At 42.9% G+C, this 17,094-nt stretch carries 16 protein-coding genes and 1 pseudogene; 8 read left to right on the top strand and 9 right to left on the bottom strand.

Annotated elements, in window-relative coordinates:
* The coding region (locus JWG45_RS17760) for a DUF4376 domain-containing protein (protein ID WP_205280966.1) at positions 1-571 on the top strand (571 nt) is incomplete at its 5' end.
* Positions 572-1,322: 751 nt separating this feature from the next.
* Here JWG45_RS17760 and gmd read toward each other — a convergent pair.
* Both gmd and JWG45_RS17750 read right to left on the bottom strand, forming a co-directional pair.
* On the bottom strand, positions 1,323-2,345 hold the full coding sequence (gene gmd / locus JWG45_RS17755) for a GDP-mannose 4,6-dehydratase (RefSeq protein WP_118966605.1): 1,023 nt from the start codon (positions 2,343-2,345) through the stop codon (positions 1,323-1,325).
* Positions 2,346-2,441: 96 nt separating this feature from the next.
* Positions 2,442-3,815 carry an MATE family efflux transporter gene (locus tag JWG45_RS17750; RefSeq protein ID WP_205280965.1) on the bottom strand — a complete coding sequence of 458 codons (1,374 nt, stop codon included), beginning with the start codon at positions 3,813-3,815 and terminating at the stop codon, positions 2,442-2,444.
* 178 nt (positions 3,816-3,993) lie between these two features.
* Between JWG45_RS17750 and JWG45_RS17745 the strand changes: the two genes are divergently transcribed.
* Genes JWG45_RS17745 through JWG45_RS17730 form a run of 4 tightly spaced genes read left to right on the top strand, consistent with a single transcriptional unit; the run spans position 3,994 to position 8,667 of the window.
* Positions 3,994-5,292: an amidohydrolase family protein gene (locus JWG45_RS17745; RefSeq protein ID WP_205280964.1), complete on the top strand. Its 1,299-nt coding sequence runs from the start codon at positions 3,994-3,996 to the stop codon at positions 5,290-5,292.
* A gap of 57 nt (positions 5,293-5,349) precedes the next feature.
* Positions 5,350-6,141, top strand: coding sequence for a hypothetical protein (locus JWG45_RS17740; protein WP_205280963.1), 792 nt, complete (start codon positions 5,350-5,352; stop codon positions 6,139-6,141).
* Positions 6,141-7,940, top strand: coding sequence for a TrkH family potassium uptake protein (locus JWG45_RS17735; protein WP_205280962.1), 1,800 nt, complete (start codon positions 6,141-6,143; stop codon positions 7,938-7,940). Before JWG45_RS17740 ends, JWG45_RS17735 begins: the two co-directional genes overlap by 1 nt.
* A gap of 13 nt (positions 7,941-7,953) precedes the next feature.
* Positions 7,954-8,667, top strand: a complete 714-nt coding sequence (locus tag JWG45_RS17730; protein WP_205280961.1) for a potassium channel family protein — start codon at positions 7,954-7,956, stop codon at positions 8,665-8,667.
* On the opposite strand, the gene JWG45_RS17725 is transcribed toward JWG45_RS17730, so the two are convergent.
* Positions 8,652-9,668, bottom strand: a complete 1,017-nt coding sequence (locus JWG45_RS17725; protein WP_205280960.1) for an aldo/keto reductase — start codon at positions 9,666-9,668, stop codon at positions 8,652-8,654. The genes JWG45_RS17730 and JWG45_RS17725 overlap by 16 nt on opposite strands.
* 253 nt (positions 9,669-9,921) lie before the next feature.
* Between JWG45_RS17725 and JWG45_RS17720 the strand changes: the two genes are divergently transcribed.
* Positions 9,922-11,544 (top strand): exonuclease, encoded by a 1,623-nt coding sequence (locus tag JWG45_RS17720; protein ID WP_205280959.1) that lies wholly within the window; start codon positions 9,922-9,924, stop codon positions 11,542-11,544.
* A gap of 3 nt (positions 11,545-11,547) precedes the next feature.
* On the opposite strand, the gene JWG45_RS17715 is transcribed toward JWG45_RS17720, so the two are convergent.
* The 3 genes from JWG45_RS17715 to JWG45_RS17705 are packed head-to-tail and all read right to left on the bottom strand — an operon-like array spanning position 11,548 to position 12,759.
* A complete protein-coding gene (locus tag JWG45_RS17715) occupies positions 11,548-11,835 on the bottom strand; it encodes an acylphosphatase (protein WP_205280958.1) in 288 nt (95 codons plus the stop codon).
* Complete coding sequence (locus JWG45_RS17710; protein ID WP_205280957.1) at positions 11,819-12,274, bottom strand: globin domain-containing protein; 456 nt, start codon at positions 12,272-12,274, stop codon at positions 11,819-11,821. Before JWG45_RS17710 ends, JWG45_RS17715 begins: the two co-directional genes overlap by 17 nt.
* Positions 12,271-12,759: an RNA pyrophosphohydrolase gene (locus JWG45_RS17705; RefSeq protein ID WP_205280956.1), complete on the bottom strand. Its 489-nt coding sequence runs from the start codon at positions 12,757-12,759 to the stop codon at positions 12,271-12,273. Before JWG45_RS17705 ends, JWG45_RS17710 begins: the two co-directional genes overlap by 4 nt.
* A gap of 536 nt (positions 12,760-13,295) precedes the next feature.
* On the opposite strand from JWG45_RS17705, the gene JWG45_RS17700 reads away from it, so the two are divergent.
* The gene (locus JWG45_RS17700) at positions 13,296-13,727 is read left to right on the top strand and encodes an SET domain-containing protein (RefSeq protein WP_205274330.1); all 432 of its coding nucleotides are present in this window, start codon (positions 13,296-13,298) and stop codon (positions 13,725-13,727) included.
* Positions 13,728-13,730: 3 nt separating this feature from the next.
* On the opposite strand, the gene JWG45_RS17695 is transcribed toward JWG45_RS17700, so the two are convergent.
* Entirely contained in the window at positions 13,731-14,780 is a 1,050-nt protein-coding gene (locus JWG45_RS17695) for an alpha/beta hydrolase (RefSeq protein WP_205280955.1), read from the bottom strand.
* Positions 14,781-14,992: 212 nt separating this feature from the next.
* Here JWG45_RS17695 and JWG45_RS22320 point away from each other — a divergent pair.
* Positions 14,993-15,502: pseudogene (locus JWG45_RS22320) on the top strand (DUF1564 family protein).
* A 28-nt stretch (positions 15,503-15,530) separates the two neighbouring features.
* Here JWG45_RS22320 and JWG45_RS17680 read toward each other — a convergent pair.
* A complete protein-coding gene (locus JWG45_RS17680) occupies positions 15,531-16,316 on the bottom strand; it encodes a glycerophosphodiester phosphodiesterase (RefSeq protein WP_205280952.1) in 786 nt (261 codons plus the stop codon).
* Positions 16,317-16,332: 16 nt separating this feature from the next.
* Positions 16,333-16,944: a hypothetical protein gene (locus JWG45_RS17675; RefSeq protein WP_205280951.1), complete on the bottom strand. Its 612-nt coding sequence runs from the start codon at positions 16,942-16,944 to the stop codon at positions 16,333-16,335.
* Between the last annotated feature and the right edge of the window lie 150 nt (positions 16,945-17,094).

Genomic DNA, 17,094 nt, shown 5'->3' with positions numbered 1-17,094 from the left:
AGTTTTCAAAGCGGAGATAGAAAGCGGGATTGCAAAAAAATTCGAATCGAAAACCGTTTATAATAAGTTTTCCAGAACGGAACGAGTTCTACAAAACTGGAATGAAGAATTAAATTTTGACGTTGAAACCGAAGATGAACCTTTAAAAGATGCAAATGGAGAATTTCTTCCTCATCAACTTCATACGCAATCTGGATGGACTATTGATCTTGAGAAAAAGAAAGATTCAATTTGCAATCTAGTGAATTCGATTTGTGAAACGAAAATCGTTTCAGGATTCTCATCTTCTGCACTTGGCTCTCCTCATTTCTATGGTTCAGATAGAGACGATCAGTTGAATTTAGTCGGATCGGTTTCATTGAATTCCTCTGTTCCTTATAAATGCACCGATTCGAACAATGTGAAAGAATATATTGTTCACTCAGCGCAACAGATAAAGCAGGTTTTGAGTGATGGCGCAATTCGTAAGACCTTCCTACTTCAAAAAGGTTCTGATTTGAAATCTGCAATCCAGTCCGCCGCAACCGTTGAAGAAATAGATCAAATCGACATAAATTCAGGATGGGGTTAAGTCGAAATTATTTCAGTTGCGTTTTGCGTGCGTTTTTGCAATTTAAACGCGCGCGCAAACATTTTCCACCACCCGCCCCTCCACCCAAAATTTTGGGCGGGGCGCGCCGCTTCACGGTAGAATTGTCGTAGGTCCGACAGTTTTTCTAAAGATTCGAACAATTTGCGGGCATGGTTATGACCCGATTTTGGCAGGAACTTTTTCCGTAAGAGTTCGCGTTCTTCCGACTATCTTTCCTCTGAACGGAAAAGTTTCATCCTATCATAGTTTTCGCAGTCGAATTTACGCATTCAAATCGTATGTTCCCTTTTTGAAGGGCGCGTTTTTTTTTGCGATAGAACATCGAACATTCCAAAGGTGAAAATTCTTCAATCCAATATTTTTTTCTTTAAGAATCTAAAATTGAATTCTCTTTTACCTTTGGATTAGAACCAAAACAAACGTTGAATTCTCTGAACGTAACATCTCTTTCAAACCCCGGCATTGTTATCTCTCTTCTACCGCTCCCCGCGATAGCGATTGTAGCGGAATCTCGAGCGCCTAAAACGGCAAGACAGAGCACAATTTTGGATTTTTATTTAGAATGGAAAAAGAATTCAATACATTATAAAATTGGAATGGATCGAATTCCTCGCGAGAGATTGGAGCGAAAAGGAAACTCAAAGTTGCTTCCTATGGGGCGCAACTTTGGTCGCGAGCTTTTTTTGAAATCGGCCCGCGAGCGAATCCCCCAAAAATATGATAAAATAGATTAGAGTTTGATTCCGACCAGTTCGCAATCCGCTTTGGTCATGATCTTTACTAGTTCTTCGAATTTCACCTTCGGTTCCCATCCCAATTTTTTCTTTGCCTTCGCGGGATCTCCGATGAGAATATCTACTTCGGTCGGGCGATAGAATTTCGGGTTTACTTCGACCAAGAGTTGTCCACTCTTTGCGTCAAATCCTTTCTCCGTGTCCCCCTTTCCTTCCCAACGAACCTGCACTCCCGCAAATCCGAAAGATTTTTCCACGAATTCCCTCACCGTATGAGTTTCGTTTGTCGCGACCACGTAGTCATCCGGATCGGGTTGTTGCAACATCATCCACATCATCTCGACGTAATCCGGTGCATATCCCCAATCCCTCTTTGCGTCCATGTTTCCGAGGTGAATCGGTCCGCCTTTTTTCGCGAGAAGATTGGCAACACCGATCGTGATCTTTCTTGTCACAAATCCTTCTCCCCTTCTCGGAGATTCGTGATTGAATAAAATTCCATTCGATGCGTGAATCCCAAATGCTTCTCTGTAATTCACAACGGCCCAATATGCGTAGAGTTTTGCAACTGCATACGGAGATCTTGGATAGAAGGGAGTGCTTTCCGTCTGCGGAATCGCCTGTACCTTTCCATAAAGTTCGGACGTGGAAGCTTGATAAAAACGACTCTTGACTCCGATCTGTTTGATCGCGTCCAAAATTCTCAGAGTTCCCACTGCGTCCGCTTCTGCCGTGTATTCCGGAACTTCAAAGGAAACCCCCACATGGGATTGTGCGGCAAGATTATAAATTTCGTCAGGAGATACTTTTTCTAAGATTCGATTCAGGTTACTCGAATCCGTTAGGTCTCCGTAATGCAGGACCAGGTTGGAGTTCCCGCGAAGATGCTCGATTCTTCCCCGGTTGAACATGCTGGCTCTTCGTACGATTCCATGCACTTGATATCCTTTTCCGAGGAGAAATTCAGTTAGATAGGATCCGTCCTGTCCGGTGATCCCGGTTATGAGCGCTTTTTTCATCTTCAGACCAGGAAAACCGAAAAACCGGATCTGGCAAGAAAGATTAAGCTTCACTTCTCGGCCTTGGATCGAGTCTCAGAGCCTTTCCGAACGATTTTAAACCTGATTGTGAGCCCAATCCCTTCTTCGAAAACGTATCAGAAAAACCAGAGCCAACACAAACACCCAAGCCACAATCCCGGACCACAACCCGACGGACCCAAGTTTCAGATAAATTCCAAGAAAATACGCAACGGGTAAAAAAACAAAATAAGAAGCCAATGTATAAGCCTTGAATACAAATCCTTGCAAACCCGCCCCTCTTAACGCCGAACCGATCACCATGTGATACGCGTCCGCGACTTGTATGATTCCTAAGATCACCAGCGGTCCGTAGGCTTCTTGGATCAACTCCGGATCGTTCGTATATACGGACAACATTTCCTTCCCGAAAAGGATAAAAATCAAACCCATCGTTCCCATTCCACAAGCGGAAAAGAATGCGGAGCGAAACGCCCCGTGATACGCGAGTTTCGCCTTTCCCGCTCCCAAGGACTGTCCTAAGATCGTAGTCGCTGCGACTCCAAATGCATAACCGGGTAAAAAAGATAAACTCAAAGTACTGAACAACATATTGGTCACAGCGACTGCGGCTGTTCCTACGATCGTAGCAAACTCGATGAAGATCATAAAGGAAATATTATTCAGTAATTCGGCTAACGCGGGCGCGGTACTCGCCTTTAGAATTTCTCCCAAATGAGAAAAGCTGAATTTCCAAGAAATTCCTTTGAAATACTTTCCAAGATCTTTTTTATAAAAATAATACGGAAACGCAAGAAGACCAGCTCCTCCCGCAAGCGAAGACGCGATCGCCGCACCTTTGACTCCCATCGCTTCAAAACCGAAATGACCGTAGATCAAAACCCAGTTTAAGAATATATTCGCAAAACATGTTATGATCATGGATGCGAGTCCCGCCGTCGTAATCCCGAGTCCGTCCGTAAAAGCGCGAGTCGTAAAAAGTAAAAAGAAAAAAATCGTCCCTAAAAACCGAAAGTAAAGATAATCAGTGGAAAGACCTTTTACGATTTCGTCCTTGTTGAGAAGTTCCATCAGCCATCCGCTCGCGTTCGCTCCCCCAATCGAAAGAAGTCCTCCAAAAAACAAAGCGAGGTATAACGTAGTCAATCCCACCTTTCCGATTTCCGAATCGTTCTTTTCACCGAATCTTCTCGAAACGATGACCTGAATCCCCATCGAAAATCCCATCAAAAAAGCGAGAACGGTGAAGTGCGCAATTCCTCCGATCCCAATAGCCGCGATCGAATTTTTTCCGAGCCTTCCGACCATCATCGTATCGGTCACCCAAACCACGGTTTGACTGAGCATCCCAAAAACTACCGGAACCGCCAATTTGAGAATCATCGTATTCAAAAGACTGGGTCGTATGTTTCTATAAAAAGTATGTAGTAAATGACGTAGAGTTTTCAAGGTTCTTCCAGGTTTATAGGTAGATTCCAGAAAACTACTTTTTTTCGTAAAAATTTCTTTCACACTCGCTCGTCTTTTTTTGAAGTACGTAAACGGACCACCTTACGGATTCAAAGAATCCTGGACTCAATGGAACAAGTTCCATATAAACCCAACACGAACTAAAAACCGAAATCCTATGAAACAATACGCAGATCTTCACAATCATCTCTACGGTTCCATCACTTCCGAATTTCTCTTTGAGATGGGGAAATCAAACCCTTCCCCTCGTTGGGAAATTTTTACACATTCCTATCAGCAGTATTACGGTAAAAATATTTCCACGGAAACTTTTTTTGAGGATTATAAGAATCCGGATTCTTTCCGTAAACTCTACCAATTCAGTCATCACGGACCTTTTCCCGAATTTCAGGCAAAATTCAATCTTATCATCGCTTTATCGAAGTTCAATCCTGAAGAAATCGCGTTAGTCGCCTCTCGGATCGTCGAAGATCAGTTCTCTCAAGGTGTTACCTTCGGAGAATATAGAATCATGTATTCTCCCAAAGATACAGAGGAAGGAATCTACGAAAAGACGATCGCCGCCTGCGAAGGTTTAGCGGAAGGCGAGGAAAAAACCGGCGGTCTTGCAAAGGGTAAACTTGTAGTTTCTTTACACAGAGACGGAGACGTCTTTCAGGAATACGCGCTTCTCAAACGTTTGATGGAGAAAAATTCGCTCATCAGGGATTATCTAGTCGGTTTAGATTTTTGTTATATTGAAGAAGGTTTTCCTCCCAAGGACAAACGCAAATTCTTAGAAGAGGTAAACAAGGATAACGTCGTGCAAAAAGATACGGCGCTTTCGATCCTCTATCACGTAGGCGAAAGTTTTCAGGACAAGTCCATCCTTTCTGCTTCCCGTTGGGTTTTGGAAACTGCGGATTGGGGGGCGCACCGACTCGGACACGCGATCGCCCTCGGACTCGATCCTTTCAGCCTAAAAGGAAAAGTTCTCGAATCCAAATCGGAACGCCTGGATCAAATGCAACTCTATTATGATCGAAAGGAGGAATTGGATTCTTATTTTGAAATGCCTTCGAGGGAAAGAATCGGAAACGAAATCGACTCGCTCAAACATAAAGAAACGGTCGAACTTGAGATGAGCCCTTCTTTTCTCCAAGAGTGTTTCGGTTTTCAGAATTTCTGCATGGACCAAATCAAAAAAACAAACGCGGTCATCGAATCCTGTCCGAGTTCGAACGAATACATCGGGATGGTTCTCGATCCGCTCACCCATCCGATTCTAAGATTTGCAAAACACGATTTGAAATTTACGATCTCTACGGACGATCCCGGAATTTTCGGTACCACGATCCAAGAAGAATATCGAAAGGCTGAAAAAATAGGTTTGAGCGCATCGATCTTGGAATCGGTGAGATTGAATTCTTTTCTTTATTCTTCGGAAATCTTGAGCGGCCGGAAATCCGTCTCTTAAATCGACCCTAAAAATTCTTGCCTAGACCTGGGTTCAGCAGATTGTAGAGGAAAGGCCATGCCCAGATTCCAGGAAATCCGTAAGATAACGGCCATTCTTCTGATTCTTTCCGTCGTTAACCTGAGCGGATTGTATGCTCAGAGCCAAAGCGACTTTGCGGATCCGTACGACTTCAATCTTCGAAATTATAAAGATTCTCCAAACCGAGAAGGTTATCAAGAATATACGGTTCCGCCCACGATTAAGAAACCGGTTCTTGTTTCTCCGAAAAATGCACAGGTTCCGTTCGAACTTCCTTTCTCTACGACGGGCACCGGCGGTTTAAGAAGAACCACAAATCCGAACGTGGAACGCGGACAGGAAAATCTCATCAACCCCCTCACCGGTCAGATCAACGTTGAGGCGATTCTTCAGAGACAAGCGCAACAGTCCGAAAGAAAAAAAAGACAAAACCAAATCATCGAAGAGGAAAAATATTCCGAAACCACAGCGAGAAGGTTTTCGATCATTTTTTTTATGACTCTTCCGATCACCCTCGGTATCGGTTACGCTATCGCTTCTGCGGCAAAGTTCAACGGAGTCAGTAAGTTTCAAAAAACTTTCGGAGGTTCGGTCTTTATCTTCACGTTTGGTACGAGCCTCGCTTTTGCAAACGCATGGAAGGATATGCGAGATTTGGAGGCCGGAAAAAAAGAAAACGAACCGGCGTCCCCTCCGGTGGAACCGACTTCGCCGGACTCTCTCGGCTTTGGAAACTCGGCGCCGATTCCCATCTCAGGATCTTCGGCTTCCGTCGTTCCCGGAAGAGAATACAAAATCGATATCACACTCTTCAATCTTAATTTCTAATGAAACCGCTTCGGGAAATTTTCGAAGTTTTATCAAAATCCCGTCATATCGCCGCACTCTACTATCACGAATCAGTTCAACCTATATTAAAAATTTATTATTCGTTCTGCGGTATAATTTCGCTCGGACTTTTGATTCTTATTTACGGCTTTTATTATCCTCACGAATGGACTCACTGGATCCGTTTGCTCGTAAACGGAATCGTAATCTCACTGGTTCTCTACGAAGCCCTTTCTTTTCTTTTGGTTCTTGGAAGTTTTAAAGAATACCTCGTTTCCCACAAAACGGAGGTGATCGTCATCCTTCTTCTCGTTTTTCAGGAACTCGTCAGTAAGGAAATCTACACCCTTCTTACCTTCAATTCGTTGAGCGGTGAAGACGCGAGTTTGGCCTTTCTTTCTTTGAGTCAGATCTTTCTGTTGTTCAGTAATTTTTCCCGTTTGATCCGCAAAACCGATCTTCTCAACTACAGACAAATCAGCCCTTCGCTTGTGATCACGGGTAGTTTCGGAATTTTGATTCTTCTGGGAACCTTGGCCCTTTCTCTTCCCAGGGCGCAGACGGCGTCGATTCCGTCGATCGACGTTTTTTTCACCGTTGTCAGTGCGGTGTGCGTAACGGGCTTGAGTACGATCAACGTCGCGACTCAACTCACCGGGAGCGGACAAACCATTCTTATGATTTTGATTCAGATCGGCGGATTGGGACTGATGACTCTTACCGTTTTTTTCGCGATCTTTTTAGCGGGTCAGGTCAGCGTTACCAATAAACTTCTTATCAAGGATCTTTTTAGTCAGGAAACGGTGGGAAGGGTTTCTTTTATTTTGAAGCAGGTCGCAATTCAGACCTTTTTTATCGAGGGGCTCGGAGCGATATTGATTTTTTTTTGGTATCCCGACGTATTACAATCCTCTCTGAAGGACCGAATCTTTTATTCCCTTTTTCACGCGGTGAGTTCGTTTTGTAACGCAGGTTTTTCGGTTTTCCCTCAGGGATTTGAAACGACTTGGATGCTTGATCAAAGAAAATTCTTATCAGTGGTGATGATCTTAATCGTGTTAGGCGGCCTGGGCTTTCCGACGGTAAACCATCTCATCCAATGGGTATTTAAAACGGGTAAACAAAGGCAAAGAATGGAACTCGGAGCCAAACTCATTCTTACCGTTTCGACGACGCTGATTCTACTTGGCTGGTTTTCCTATTTTATCTTAGAATATAAAATTACACTCGCGGGTCTGAGCGAAACTGATAAACTCTTTCATTCCTTATTCTATTCGATCAGCACCCGAACCGCAGGCTTTAATACATTAAGCATTTCTAAAATGGGAATGCCAATGGTTTTTGTTTCGCTTTTTCTGATGTGGGTAGGAGCTTCCCCCAATTCTACCGGAGGCGGAATCAAAACGACCACTCTTGCCGTTTCCGGTCTCCATCTTTTCAATCATATCCGCGGGAAAGAAGAAGTGGAAATTTTCGGAAGGAGAATTTCATCCGGTTCTGTTTCGAGAGCCTCCGCGGGAATTTTGATCTCTCTCTTTTTGATCTTTTTCGGAATCTTCGTTTTAACGTGTACTGAAAAATTCGAATTCTTAGATTTGTGTTATGAAGTCGTTTCCGCGTTCGGAACGGCGGGACTTTCTAGAGGAATCACTCCGAGTCTGACGTCTCCCGGCAAATTGATCCTTTGTCTGATGATGTTTGGAGGAAGAGTCGGGATGTTGACCATTCTCATCGCGCTGGTTCCGAAGGAAAAAAAATCCGGGCTAAGATTTCCGGAAGAATCCATCATCGTCGGATAGAGGCAGGATAGTTATGGCCGTAAAAAGAAAAAACAAAACTCTTAAGAAAAGAATCGCAGTGATCGGTTTGGGAGAATTCGGAAAATCGCTCGTGATCTACTTAAACGATAACGGCCATGAAGTTACCGCGATCGACAAAGACATAAAGGCAATCGAAGAGATCAAGGATCGCTGCGCTTTAGCGGTTTGTGTAGATACGAGCAACAGACAATCTTTGGAAGAATTGGATCTCGATGACATGGACGATATCGTGGTTGCACTGGCGGAGAACTTCGAATCTCTGATCACGACCGCTTATCATCTCAAAGAAATGAAATTAGAATCTCTGCATATACGGTATCATTCGGAAATCAACCGTAAAATACTTCAGATGATAGGAATCGAAAATCTTTTCAATCCTGAAGAAAGGGCGGCGGCCTCGATGGCGGAACAACTCAGCTATCAAGGTGTAAAAAAGGCGACTTTGTTAAGCGATGAATACAGTCTTTTTGAAGTGAAAATTTCCCCTCACCTTTTCGGAAAAAAACTGAAAGATTTAGGCCTGAGAGAAAAATACGAACTCAACCTTGTGGCGATTCGAAAAGCGGAATCGGATGAAAACTATCAGCAAGAAGGCGAGATCTTTCTTCCTGAATCCGGAACGGTTTTCCAAGAGAAAGAAATCCTGATTTTATTCGGAACATCGGAAAGTATCAAAAAATCCACGACCGCTTATCCCATCGGATAAGGGATCTCTTTGGAAACTTCGTCGATCTTCTTGAGAATTTCATCGGTTAGGATCACGTTTCGAGCTTTTAGAATCTCATCCAATTGTTCCACGGTATTGGCCCCCACGATCGTAGAAGCAACGAAGTCGTGTTGTTTCGACCAAGCTATCGCAAGCACCGTCAAAGACATTCCTGCCGCTTCGGCGACCTTTAACAACTTTTCAGTCGAAGCCAAGGTCCCGTCGTTTAAGAATCGATGCGCCATCTTTCTTTGTCTTTCGCCGGAATTGATATAACGGCTGAATCTGGCGTTCTCGGGAGGATTCGGGGAATTATATTTTCCCGAAAGAACGCCTCCCGCGAGCGGAGAATACGGAAGCAGACTCACACCTTCTCTACGACAGATATCGGATAACGCGTCCTCAAATCTTCGATTGAGAATGCTAAAATTGTTCTGAATGGACTCATAACGTGAAAAACCGAATTTTTCGGAGACTGAAAGACTTTTCATCATTCCCCAAGCGGTTTCATTGCTGTTGCCGATGTATCGAACCTTTCCTTCTTGAACGAGTTCCGTAAGAACTTCGAGAGTTTCCTCGTATCCGAAATCGTGATCGGGCCAGTGGGATTGATAAAGATCCACAAAATCCGTGCCGAGACGTTTGAGACTTCCTTCAATCGCAGTTCGAATATGCCTTCGGTCCAAAGCCGTTTTTCCCTCGCGCACAGGAGGAACAAACCAGCCGTGTCCGGGACCGCAGACCTTGGTTGCAATCAGAATCGAATCCCTCGATTTTGTTCTAAGCCACTTTCCGAAAATTTTCTCGGTTTCATGCACATAACTCGCGTCAGGCGGAACCGGATAAATTTCCGCGGTATCATAAAAATCGATTCCCGCGTCGAATGCTCGATCCAAAATACGAAAGGCTTCCTTTTCGTCGCAACTGGATCCGAAAGTCATCGTTCCCATACAGATTTCGGAAACCACCATTCCTGATTTACCCAACCTTCTTTTTTTCAAGCATTCCCCTCCAGTATACAGAACCAAGAATTCGCTTTTTAAAAGCCAAAGCAACTCTTATAGAATCCCGGACTAAATTTCCTAATTTTGGACCTTTGAGAATTTTGAAATGTGTTTTGCCCAAAAAAACGTCGCATTAAAAAAATGGATGAAACATAAATTCATCGAAGTATTTTTTTTTGCTATTCTCGATTTATATGTAGTGTAGAATCTTTTCACTTCGATTCAAAATTCACCCGGTGAGGTAGCAGGTTTGGATAAAGAGACCCTATACGATCATGAGAAATATGAAAACCTCATGCCTTCCTATCTCTATCTTCGGAACGAAGCGGAAGCCACCGATCAGGAGGCGATTTTTTTAAATCCTAAAGAGATCGAACTCCTCTATCAAATCAGAAACCATACCACGCTGGAAGGATTTTTCTCCGGGAAAATTTTGAAAGTATGGAAGGACGAAGGTTCCAAACCGATCTATGTAAACACTCTCAAAAAACTTTCGGATCTAAATCTGATATTTGCGTTCCCAGAGTTTAAATTTCTTCCGGAAACTAGCCAGCTGACGATCTGCATTTGTTTGATTTCGGAGAAACAATTCAAACCGTCCAATCGTGAAAACCTAAAAGAAATCTATCTCAACAGTCTTAGTAAATCTTCTTTTGCGATCCAGAATTACATTCTCGGATGCGAACCGTTTCAGATCAGTGAATTGATTTCCATTTTCGAATACTTGATATCGGGGACGGCCTCCACCTTTGTAAGAGATTCTTTCGATATCAAAAAATGGATTTTTTCATTTACGTTTAAGGAACTTCTTAAAGAAGAAGTCGTCAAAGATTCGATCCAGATCATTTTCGAAACGATTCACGAAAACGAATATATCGCTGTGACACAAACAACCGGTCTGTTTCACGTAACGGACGAACTCTCAGGAAAAGCGTTCGACATTCTCAAAAGTTATTATCTCAACCAATTCTCAAAACGTCTGAAAGAAAAATACAAAACCGCTTGGGATCTGATCACTGAACACAGAAAAGAAATCGTAATCGACGTAAATTATTCGGGCTCGATTTCGAGTTTGGAAGAAAAGTTCGTTTCGGAAGAATTGAAGATCATCGGCGAGAGTTTAGGCGGCCTCATCCCGGAAACGTTTAAGGATTTTTTGATTCTCGCGAATTACATATCCCGTAAACACGATCACTTAAAAAACTTAAAGGCTTCCGCGGAAGAATTAAGATCGATCAAGATGTTAAAGACTATGATGTCGATGAAAAACGACGCACTCTCTCAGTTTGTAGTCATCAATTTGGACGAGGATAAGGAATTCTCCTATTCGATCGTAGACAATCTAAAAAGGGACCCGGATTGTATCTCTTGCGATTGGTACGAAAAAGGGAAACGAGTCACTTGTATCTGCCAGAAAAAAGAGGACACGATCCTAAATCTGATTCAATCGATGATCGAAAAGTATTCCTTTAAAAAGGAACTTTTGAAAAGTTTTCTTTTTCTTTTAAAAAAGGAAAAGAACGAACTCGCCGCATTCCACAGGAAAAGCGATTTTAGAGAAGCCCTTGCTAAACTCAAATACGTCTGTTACAAAGAAAATCTTTCTTGGTTCTCGAAAGTTCTCAGTTTCCTGGGAGCCTTCGGTTTATTGGAATCCTCTTTAGAACATGAGGAATCGATCACTCAGTTCGAACAACTCACACGCGAGATCGCTTATAAAGAAAACCGGAAAAAACAATTGGATAAAATTCGTGCGGAATGGCTCATCGAATCGGAAACGGAGCCTTCCGTAAGCGAGGCTAAAGGGGACGGGCTTTCAAAAACAGGCGTCGAACGAATTTCCAATACGGCAACAGCGAGAAAGGAAAAATAGAAATTACTTTTTGATTTCGAAAGTTCTAAAGTGTCCTTTCGCATCTTCCCAAGTAATCAAAGCTTCTTTCACCTCGGAACCTTTGGGGCCTCTCTGAATGGCTTTGTAAAGATCTTCGATAAAAATCTTATCTCCTTCCACAACGGTCTCCACTTCTCCGCCGGGAAGATTTTGAGTGAAGCCGCTCAGTCTGCATTCTTGCGCACGTTGGAGAATGTAATAGCGGAAGCCAACTCCCTGCACTTTTCCTCGTACTAAAATTTTCGCCCTTACGTTATTCTTGGATCCCATTCGAATCCTCCGTTTTGTTTTCCAAATTCACCATCCATCCCGAAAAGTCTTTCAGAAAACTCCACAGGATTTCCTTTTGTGAAGAATCCGCATTCCAAACGTCCAATGCCTTACGATAACAAGAAAGCCAAACCCTTCTCGCTTTTTCGTCGATAGGGAAAGGAAGATGACGCGCTCGCATACGAGGAGGACCGTAGTTTTGAGAATAATAAGGAGGACCGCCGGTCACTTGGATCAAAAAATCGGCGGACTTGGTTTTACTCTCTTCCACGTTCTCCGGAAACATGAAAGCAATCGGGCTCTGCGGAATCTGATCGTAAAAATCGGAAACCAATTTTCGAAGAGAAGCTTCACCCACCGCGTTAAAGACAAGCTGAAGACCAGGAACCGGGCCGGGTGGTCCGCCTGGGGGAACGTAAAAAGATCTTTCTTCCATCATAATTTCGTCCCTTCCTTCTCCAAATAAGACCGGATTTTAGGTCCGAAGTCCTTTACGATTTTATAATATACATCCTTTTTAAACGGAACCACCGTTTCTAAAGTTTTTTCCAAGGGAATAAAACGTACGGATTCGAATTCCCTTTCGTGAATGTCCAAGTTACAATCCGCGGCTTCTCCGTGCCAAAAAATGAGATACCATTTTTGAAGTTGACCTCGGTATTTCTGAAGATGACGGTTGAGAGGAAGATTCTCCGGAAAATCATAGGGGATCCAATCGGGATATTCGGACACGATCTCTCCCGAATCGATTCCTACTTCTTCGTGTAACTCACGAAGCGCGGCCGATTCCGAATTCTCATCCTCGTCGATACCACCCTGGGGGAATTGCCAGGACCCCAGGAAATTGAGTCTTTCACCAACCAAAACCTCTCCTCGGGAATTGAACACTACCATCCCGACATTCTTTCTATAAGGTTTTTCCATAAGAATAGGCTCCGGCCCTCCCGTTCAAATGACAAGAAGTTTTAAAGAGACACGATGTGAAGTTTGCAATCTCCAATTTTGGAAGAATGCTTCCGCCCGTTCGGTTCTCCTGACTTATAGAGGGAATACAAAAGATCAATGACTTAAGTCTTGATAAGAATCATTTCTACTTTAAATTTTATGAATGTGTTTCTTTTCCATTCGAGCTTTGTTTACGAAAAATGAGTTTTTTTACTATGTATTGGATTCTCTCTCATTTACAACGTTCATTGTACGTGGAACTGCGTAACGGACCGGCTGAATCTATAGAATCAATGGGCTTCCATAGGAGAAAGCCTCGGATTCTAAGATAAGTTCTTCATTAGGATCCGATCCAAGAATGGAATCCACTCCGAGTTCCTTTACTAGTCAAAACTTTTATTCGGTCGAAGAAGAGTTTTGAAAGAGGCTTTCAGAATTCAGTTGCAAATTTTATACTCCCTTGGGAATGATACTCATAAGGTATCCTTTTCTTTTTAGGAGTTTAAGTCTCAAAAATGCAATTACGTAAGAAGTCTTCGCGTTCCCGTATCTTTAAGGAAAAGGATTTTGAAATTAAGTCGTCTTCGATTCCCGGAATCGGAATGGGATTGTTCCCGAAAGAGAACGTCAATAAAGGTGATACCATCGGATACTACACGGGAAGAGTTTTGACGGATCGAACCGCCAATTCTTCCAAATATTGTGAATCGAAATATCTACTCTGGATCTGTAAGGACCACTGGATTTACGGGGAAGGCAAGGAAAGCAATTATACGCGGTTTATGAACCATAGCACGAAACCGAACGTAAAGTTAGTCGTATCGGTTCGTTGGAAAACCGCAAGATTCGAAGCCATTCGCAAAGTAAAGGCAGGAGAAGAATTGTTCTTCGACTACGGAGACGAATACTGGATCAATACGGACATCGATCCGGTGGAAAGAAACTAACGTCTAACTCTTCGCGGCGGCGTGTTTAAAGAAAAACGCGAAGCCGTTTAGGAGTTGAAACATCGAAGGAAGGGTTTTCAATGTGATTCCGATGTCTCCGTGAGAGATGAGAGGAGTTAGGACCAACTTCGATCGATTTGCTGGAAGATCCCTCTCCAACAATCTTTCCAAGATCAGGGAAGATTCTGATGCGGGAACTACGTTATCTTCCACTCCATGAATGAGAGCCACGTGAGCCCTCAAATCCTCCAACTTATTATAAACCTGAAGGTCTTGCAAAAAAGAACGAAACGGTCCGGCGTTTTGTACAATTCGATCCCAGATTTCCGAACGATAGTCCCTGTCTTCTTTGAGCTTCCTGAAAATTTCCCGATTTGCCGGTTGAATACTTTCCAACACTTTCGGAAGTTCCGGAGTTTCACGAAGAAAACTTCCGTCTAGGATACTCGCGTGAAGCGCCTTTCGCACTTCTTCATTCTCACCAATTCCGAAATGAACGAAATTCCAGAGAAGAATCATTCTTCCGTATTCGTCCGATCCTTCGGCGGACATTAGATATTCGAGAGTGGTTTGGACGTTTCCATAGGCTCCGATCGTGCAGATGGATTTGATTCTTTCCTCGATGGAAGGTGTGGCCGCCGCGATCAAACCCATACTCGCCGAAAAAGAAGGCGCGAACAAAGAGATTCTACCATCCGGACAATATTCAGCGTTGGAGGAAAGGTTTAGAATCAGACCTTTGATCTTTTCGATACTCTCAAGACGAATTTTAAACTCGCTGATTTCCTGCATCTGCGGAGAAAAAACCAAAAATCCGCAAGAAGCCATTCCGCGACAAACCGCCTTAAAACGAGGATCTTGGTTTCCAAGACGCGCCATTCCGTTGATCGCGAGAATCGTACCTTTAAATTTCTTTTTTGTTTTCGGGAAGAATTTAAGAATTCCTACTTTTTCCTTTCCCAGAGAAAGGCTAAACTCTTCTTCAAGAATTCCTTTGGAAGAATTGTTTTTTGTATTGAGAGCGAAACGAAGCGCGGAGAAAAAATGATTCATAATAACTTGTGATCCTAAGTTGATAATTTTACAGATCTCTATTGGAAAAGAATTACGGATAAGTTACAATTCATCTTTGAAGGGAGAATCAAGTCGTTCCGTATTCTTAACAATACTTGTTAGAGGAATTTTTGTGTTCATTTGACGCAAAAACGTAATTTTTTTTTTGAAAATGCGGATTCTTCTCAAAACTTTTGAGAACCGTTTTGAGTATGAGAAAATTCGTTTTTCTGAGAGAACCGAAAATTACTTCTAAGATCGGGGAATTTCAATCCGAAGTGGAGACGATTCTAATCCCCGAAGATTATCTCAAGGGTTTGACGGAGGTGGAGAGAAGAACCCTTCCTCAAAAAATTAGATCTCTTTTGGGAAAGTATTCTCTGTTTATTTCTTCTATGAAAAGGTTGAATTCGAAGGGAGGAAAGAGAAAATACCAGAGGGATGTAGGGAGACTGAAGAGGGTCAACATAAGAATGAAAACCGGAGATTGGTTGCTCTTGGGGGTGTTGGCGGAAGCACACTGAGTTTCGCGTTGTTTTCTCTTGAATTTCCTTTTGTTTCTTGAATCCTCGGGAGTCGGCGATTCTCTGAGAAAGTTTTGGGTGGGACGACCCACGCCCCCCAGGGTCTACAGCTTTATCTGGCAATTAGAACCGGGCCAGAGGAGGGTCTCGAGAGTTCTCCAAATCGAGCCGAACCTCCTGGAAGTCCCGACTTCCTAAAAAAAACCTCAAAATACAAAATAATTTTCTAATACACTTTTTTCAGAAGCCTCCTCATGTCTTCGGCAAAATTCGTAAAGAGACCGTCGGCCCCTCGATCCAAAAAAAGTTTCATATCCTTGACCTCGTTCACGGTATAGACGACGCTCAGAAAATTTTTCTCTCGGATCCGTTTTAGATTCTCCTCGGTCGCTTCTTCTCTGGAAGGATGCACGCTCCAGGCTTTGACCTTCTCGGCAAAAACGATCGCATCCTCCACGTTCCCGATTTCGTCACCGACCAAAACCCCGAGTTTGATCTTAGAATTAAGATTTCGAATTCTTTCCAGACATTCCCAGGAAAAAGAGGAAATCAAGATCCTTTCTTCGAGTCGATTCTCTCCGATCAGATCCAAAACTTTTTTCTCAATGGAATCCTCTCTCATCGGAAAATCCATTCCTGTGGATTTGATTTCGATGTTTAAATCCGTCTTCGAATTTCGGATCAAACGCAAAACGTCTTCTAAAAACGGAATCTTTTCCTTTTTATATTTTTTAGAAAACCAAGAACCCGCGTCCAATTCGTTTAATATTTCCGAATCGAAATTTCGAACGTTTCCGACTAACTTCGTAGTACGATCCAGATCGTCGTCGTGGATCACCACAACGTTTCTATCTTCAGAAAGAGTTACGTCCAGTTCGATCAAATCCGCCTTTGCTTTAATCGCCTTACGAAAGGACACGAGCGTATTTTCAGGATACGTTCCGCTCAAACCTCTATGAGCAAAAATAAGAGGTCTCTTTAGATCTTTTGGATCATGAATCTTTTCAATCATCGATGTATTCCGTTTTTTAGAAGGCGATTCCGACCGCGAGGTCAAAACCGGCGTCGTAAACTTTACCGGCGTGGTCCCGTTTTAATTCTTCTTTTCGAATCCAAAAGTCTTCGATTGTCGCGGAACGATTTCCGTATTCTAAAGTATTGAGAGAAACGTTTTTATGATAACGACCGAAGGTTCTCACGACGACCTCAAAACCGAAGAAGAATCCGGACTCGAACTGATGGCGAATTCCGATTCCGGTTCCGGCGTAGTATCGAGGACCATAGTCGAAGTTGACTCTTTCGTTTCGATACGATTGAACCCCGGTCGAATCGATGAATTGATCGTGTCTTGTATTTCTCATAAACTCCCCTCCCGCAACAAAGGGAATATAAACGGAAGAATCCCATAGAAAGTAATTTAGAAAAATCCCTCCTCCCGCATTTTTTGATTCGCGATCGGATTGTCTCACCATTCCATAACCTAAAAAGTGAGAATATCTCGTATCAAAATCACCGGTCACGTTATTTGAATTTTGATAGTATTGGATCCCGATCGAAACTTTCTCCCAAACGTTCCAACCAAGAATGCCGGAGCCGTAACCGGGAAAGTAAATACCACCGATAAAAAACTTCTTCTTCATTCGAATCTCTTTTTGAGAAAGTTTTGTTTCTTTCGATATTACGTTTGTTGGAGAATCCTCTCTCTTTAAATCCTCTTCTTGATTTTCAGAAGAATTCGGAGAAACAGGAACGATGTTTTGTGCGGAAAGAGTTTGGACAGATAAAAGAAA

The organism is Leptospira ainlahdjerensis (assembly GCF_016919175.1).
GTDB lineage: Bacteria > Spirochaetota > Leptospiria > Leptospirales > Leptospiraceae > Leptospira > Leptospira ainlahdjerensis.
Note: the sequence above shows the minus strand (reverse complement) of the source record. Positions and strands in the feature narration are given on the sequence as shown.

What these genes read in the sequence shown, in the direction of transcription:
- JWG45_RS17715 (WP_205280958.1), bottom strand. Translation starts at nt 11,835, where the DNA reads ATGGGATCCAAGAATAACGTAAGGGCGAAAATTTTAGTACGAGGAAAA.
- JWG45_RS17745 (WP_205280964.1), top strand. Translation starts at nt 3,994, where the DNA reads ATGAAACAATACGCAGATCTTCACAATCATCTCTACGGTTCCATCACT.
- JWG45_RS17710 (WP_205280957.1), bottom strand. Translation starts at nt 12,274, where the DNA reads ATGATGGAAGAAAGATCTTTTTACGTTCCCCCAGGCGGACCACCCGGC.
- JWG45_RS17730 (WP_205280961.1), top strand. Translation starts at nt 7,954, where the DNA reads ATGGCCGTAAAAAGAAAAAACAAAACTCTTAAGAAAAGAATCGCAGTG.
- JWG45_RS17700 (WP_205274330.1), top strand. Translation starts at nt 13,296, where the DNA reads ATGCAATTACGTAAGAAGTCTTCGCGTTCCCGTATCTTTAAGGAAAAG.
- JWG45_RS17740 (WP_205280963.1), top strand. Translation starts at nt 5,350, where the DNA reads ATGCCCAGATTCCAGGAAATCCGTAAGATAACGGCCATTCTTCTGATT.
- JWG45_RS17680 (WP_205280952.1), bottom strand. Translation starts at nt 16,316, where the DNA reads ATGATTGAAAAGATTCATGATCCAAAAGATCTAAAGAGACCTCTTATT.
- JWG45_RS17705 (WP_205280956.1), bottom strand. Translation starts at nt 12,759, where the DNA reads ATGGAAAAACCTTATAGAAAGAATGTCGGGATGGTAGTGTTCAATTCC.
- gmd (WP_118966605.1), bottom strand. Translation starts at nt 2,345, where the DNA reads ATGAAAAAAGCGCTCATAACCGGGATCACCGGACAGGACGGATCCTAT.
- JWG45_RS17695 (WP_205280955.1), bottom strand. Translation starts at nt 14,780, where the DNA reads ATGAATCATTTTTTCTCCGCGCTTCGTTTCGCTCTCAATACAAAAAAC.
- JWG45_RS17675 (WP_205280951.1), bottom strand. Translation starts at nt 16,944, where the DNA reads ATGAAGAAGAAGTTTTTTATCGGTGGTATTTACTTTCCCGGTTACGGC.
- JWG45_RS17735 (WP_205280962.1), top strand. Translation starts at nt 6,141, where the DNA reads ATGAAACCGCTTCGGGAAATTTTCGAAGTTTTATCAAAATCCCGTCAT.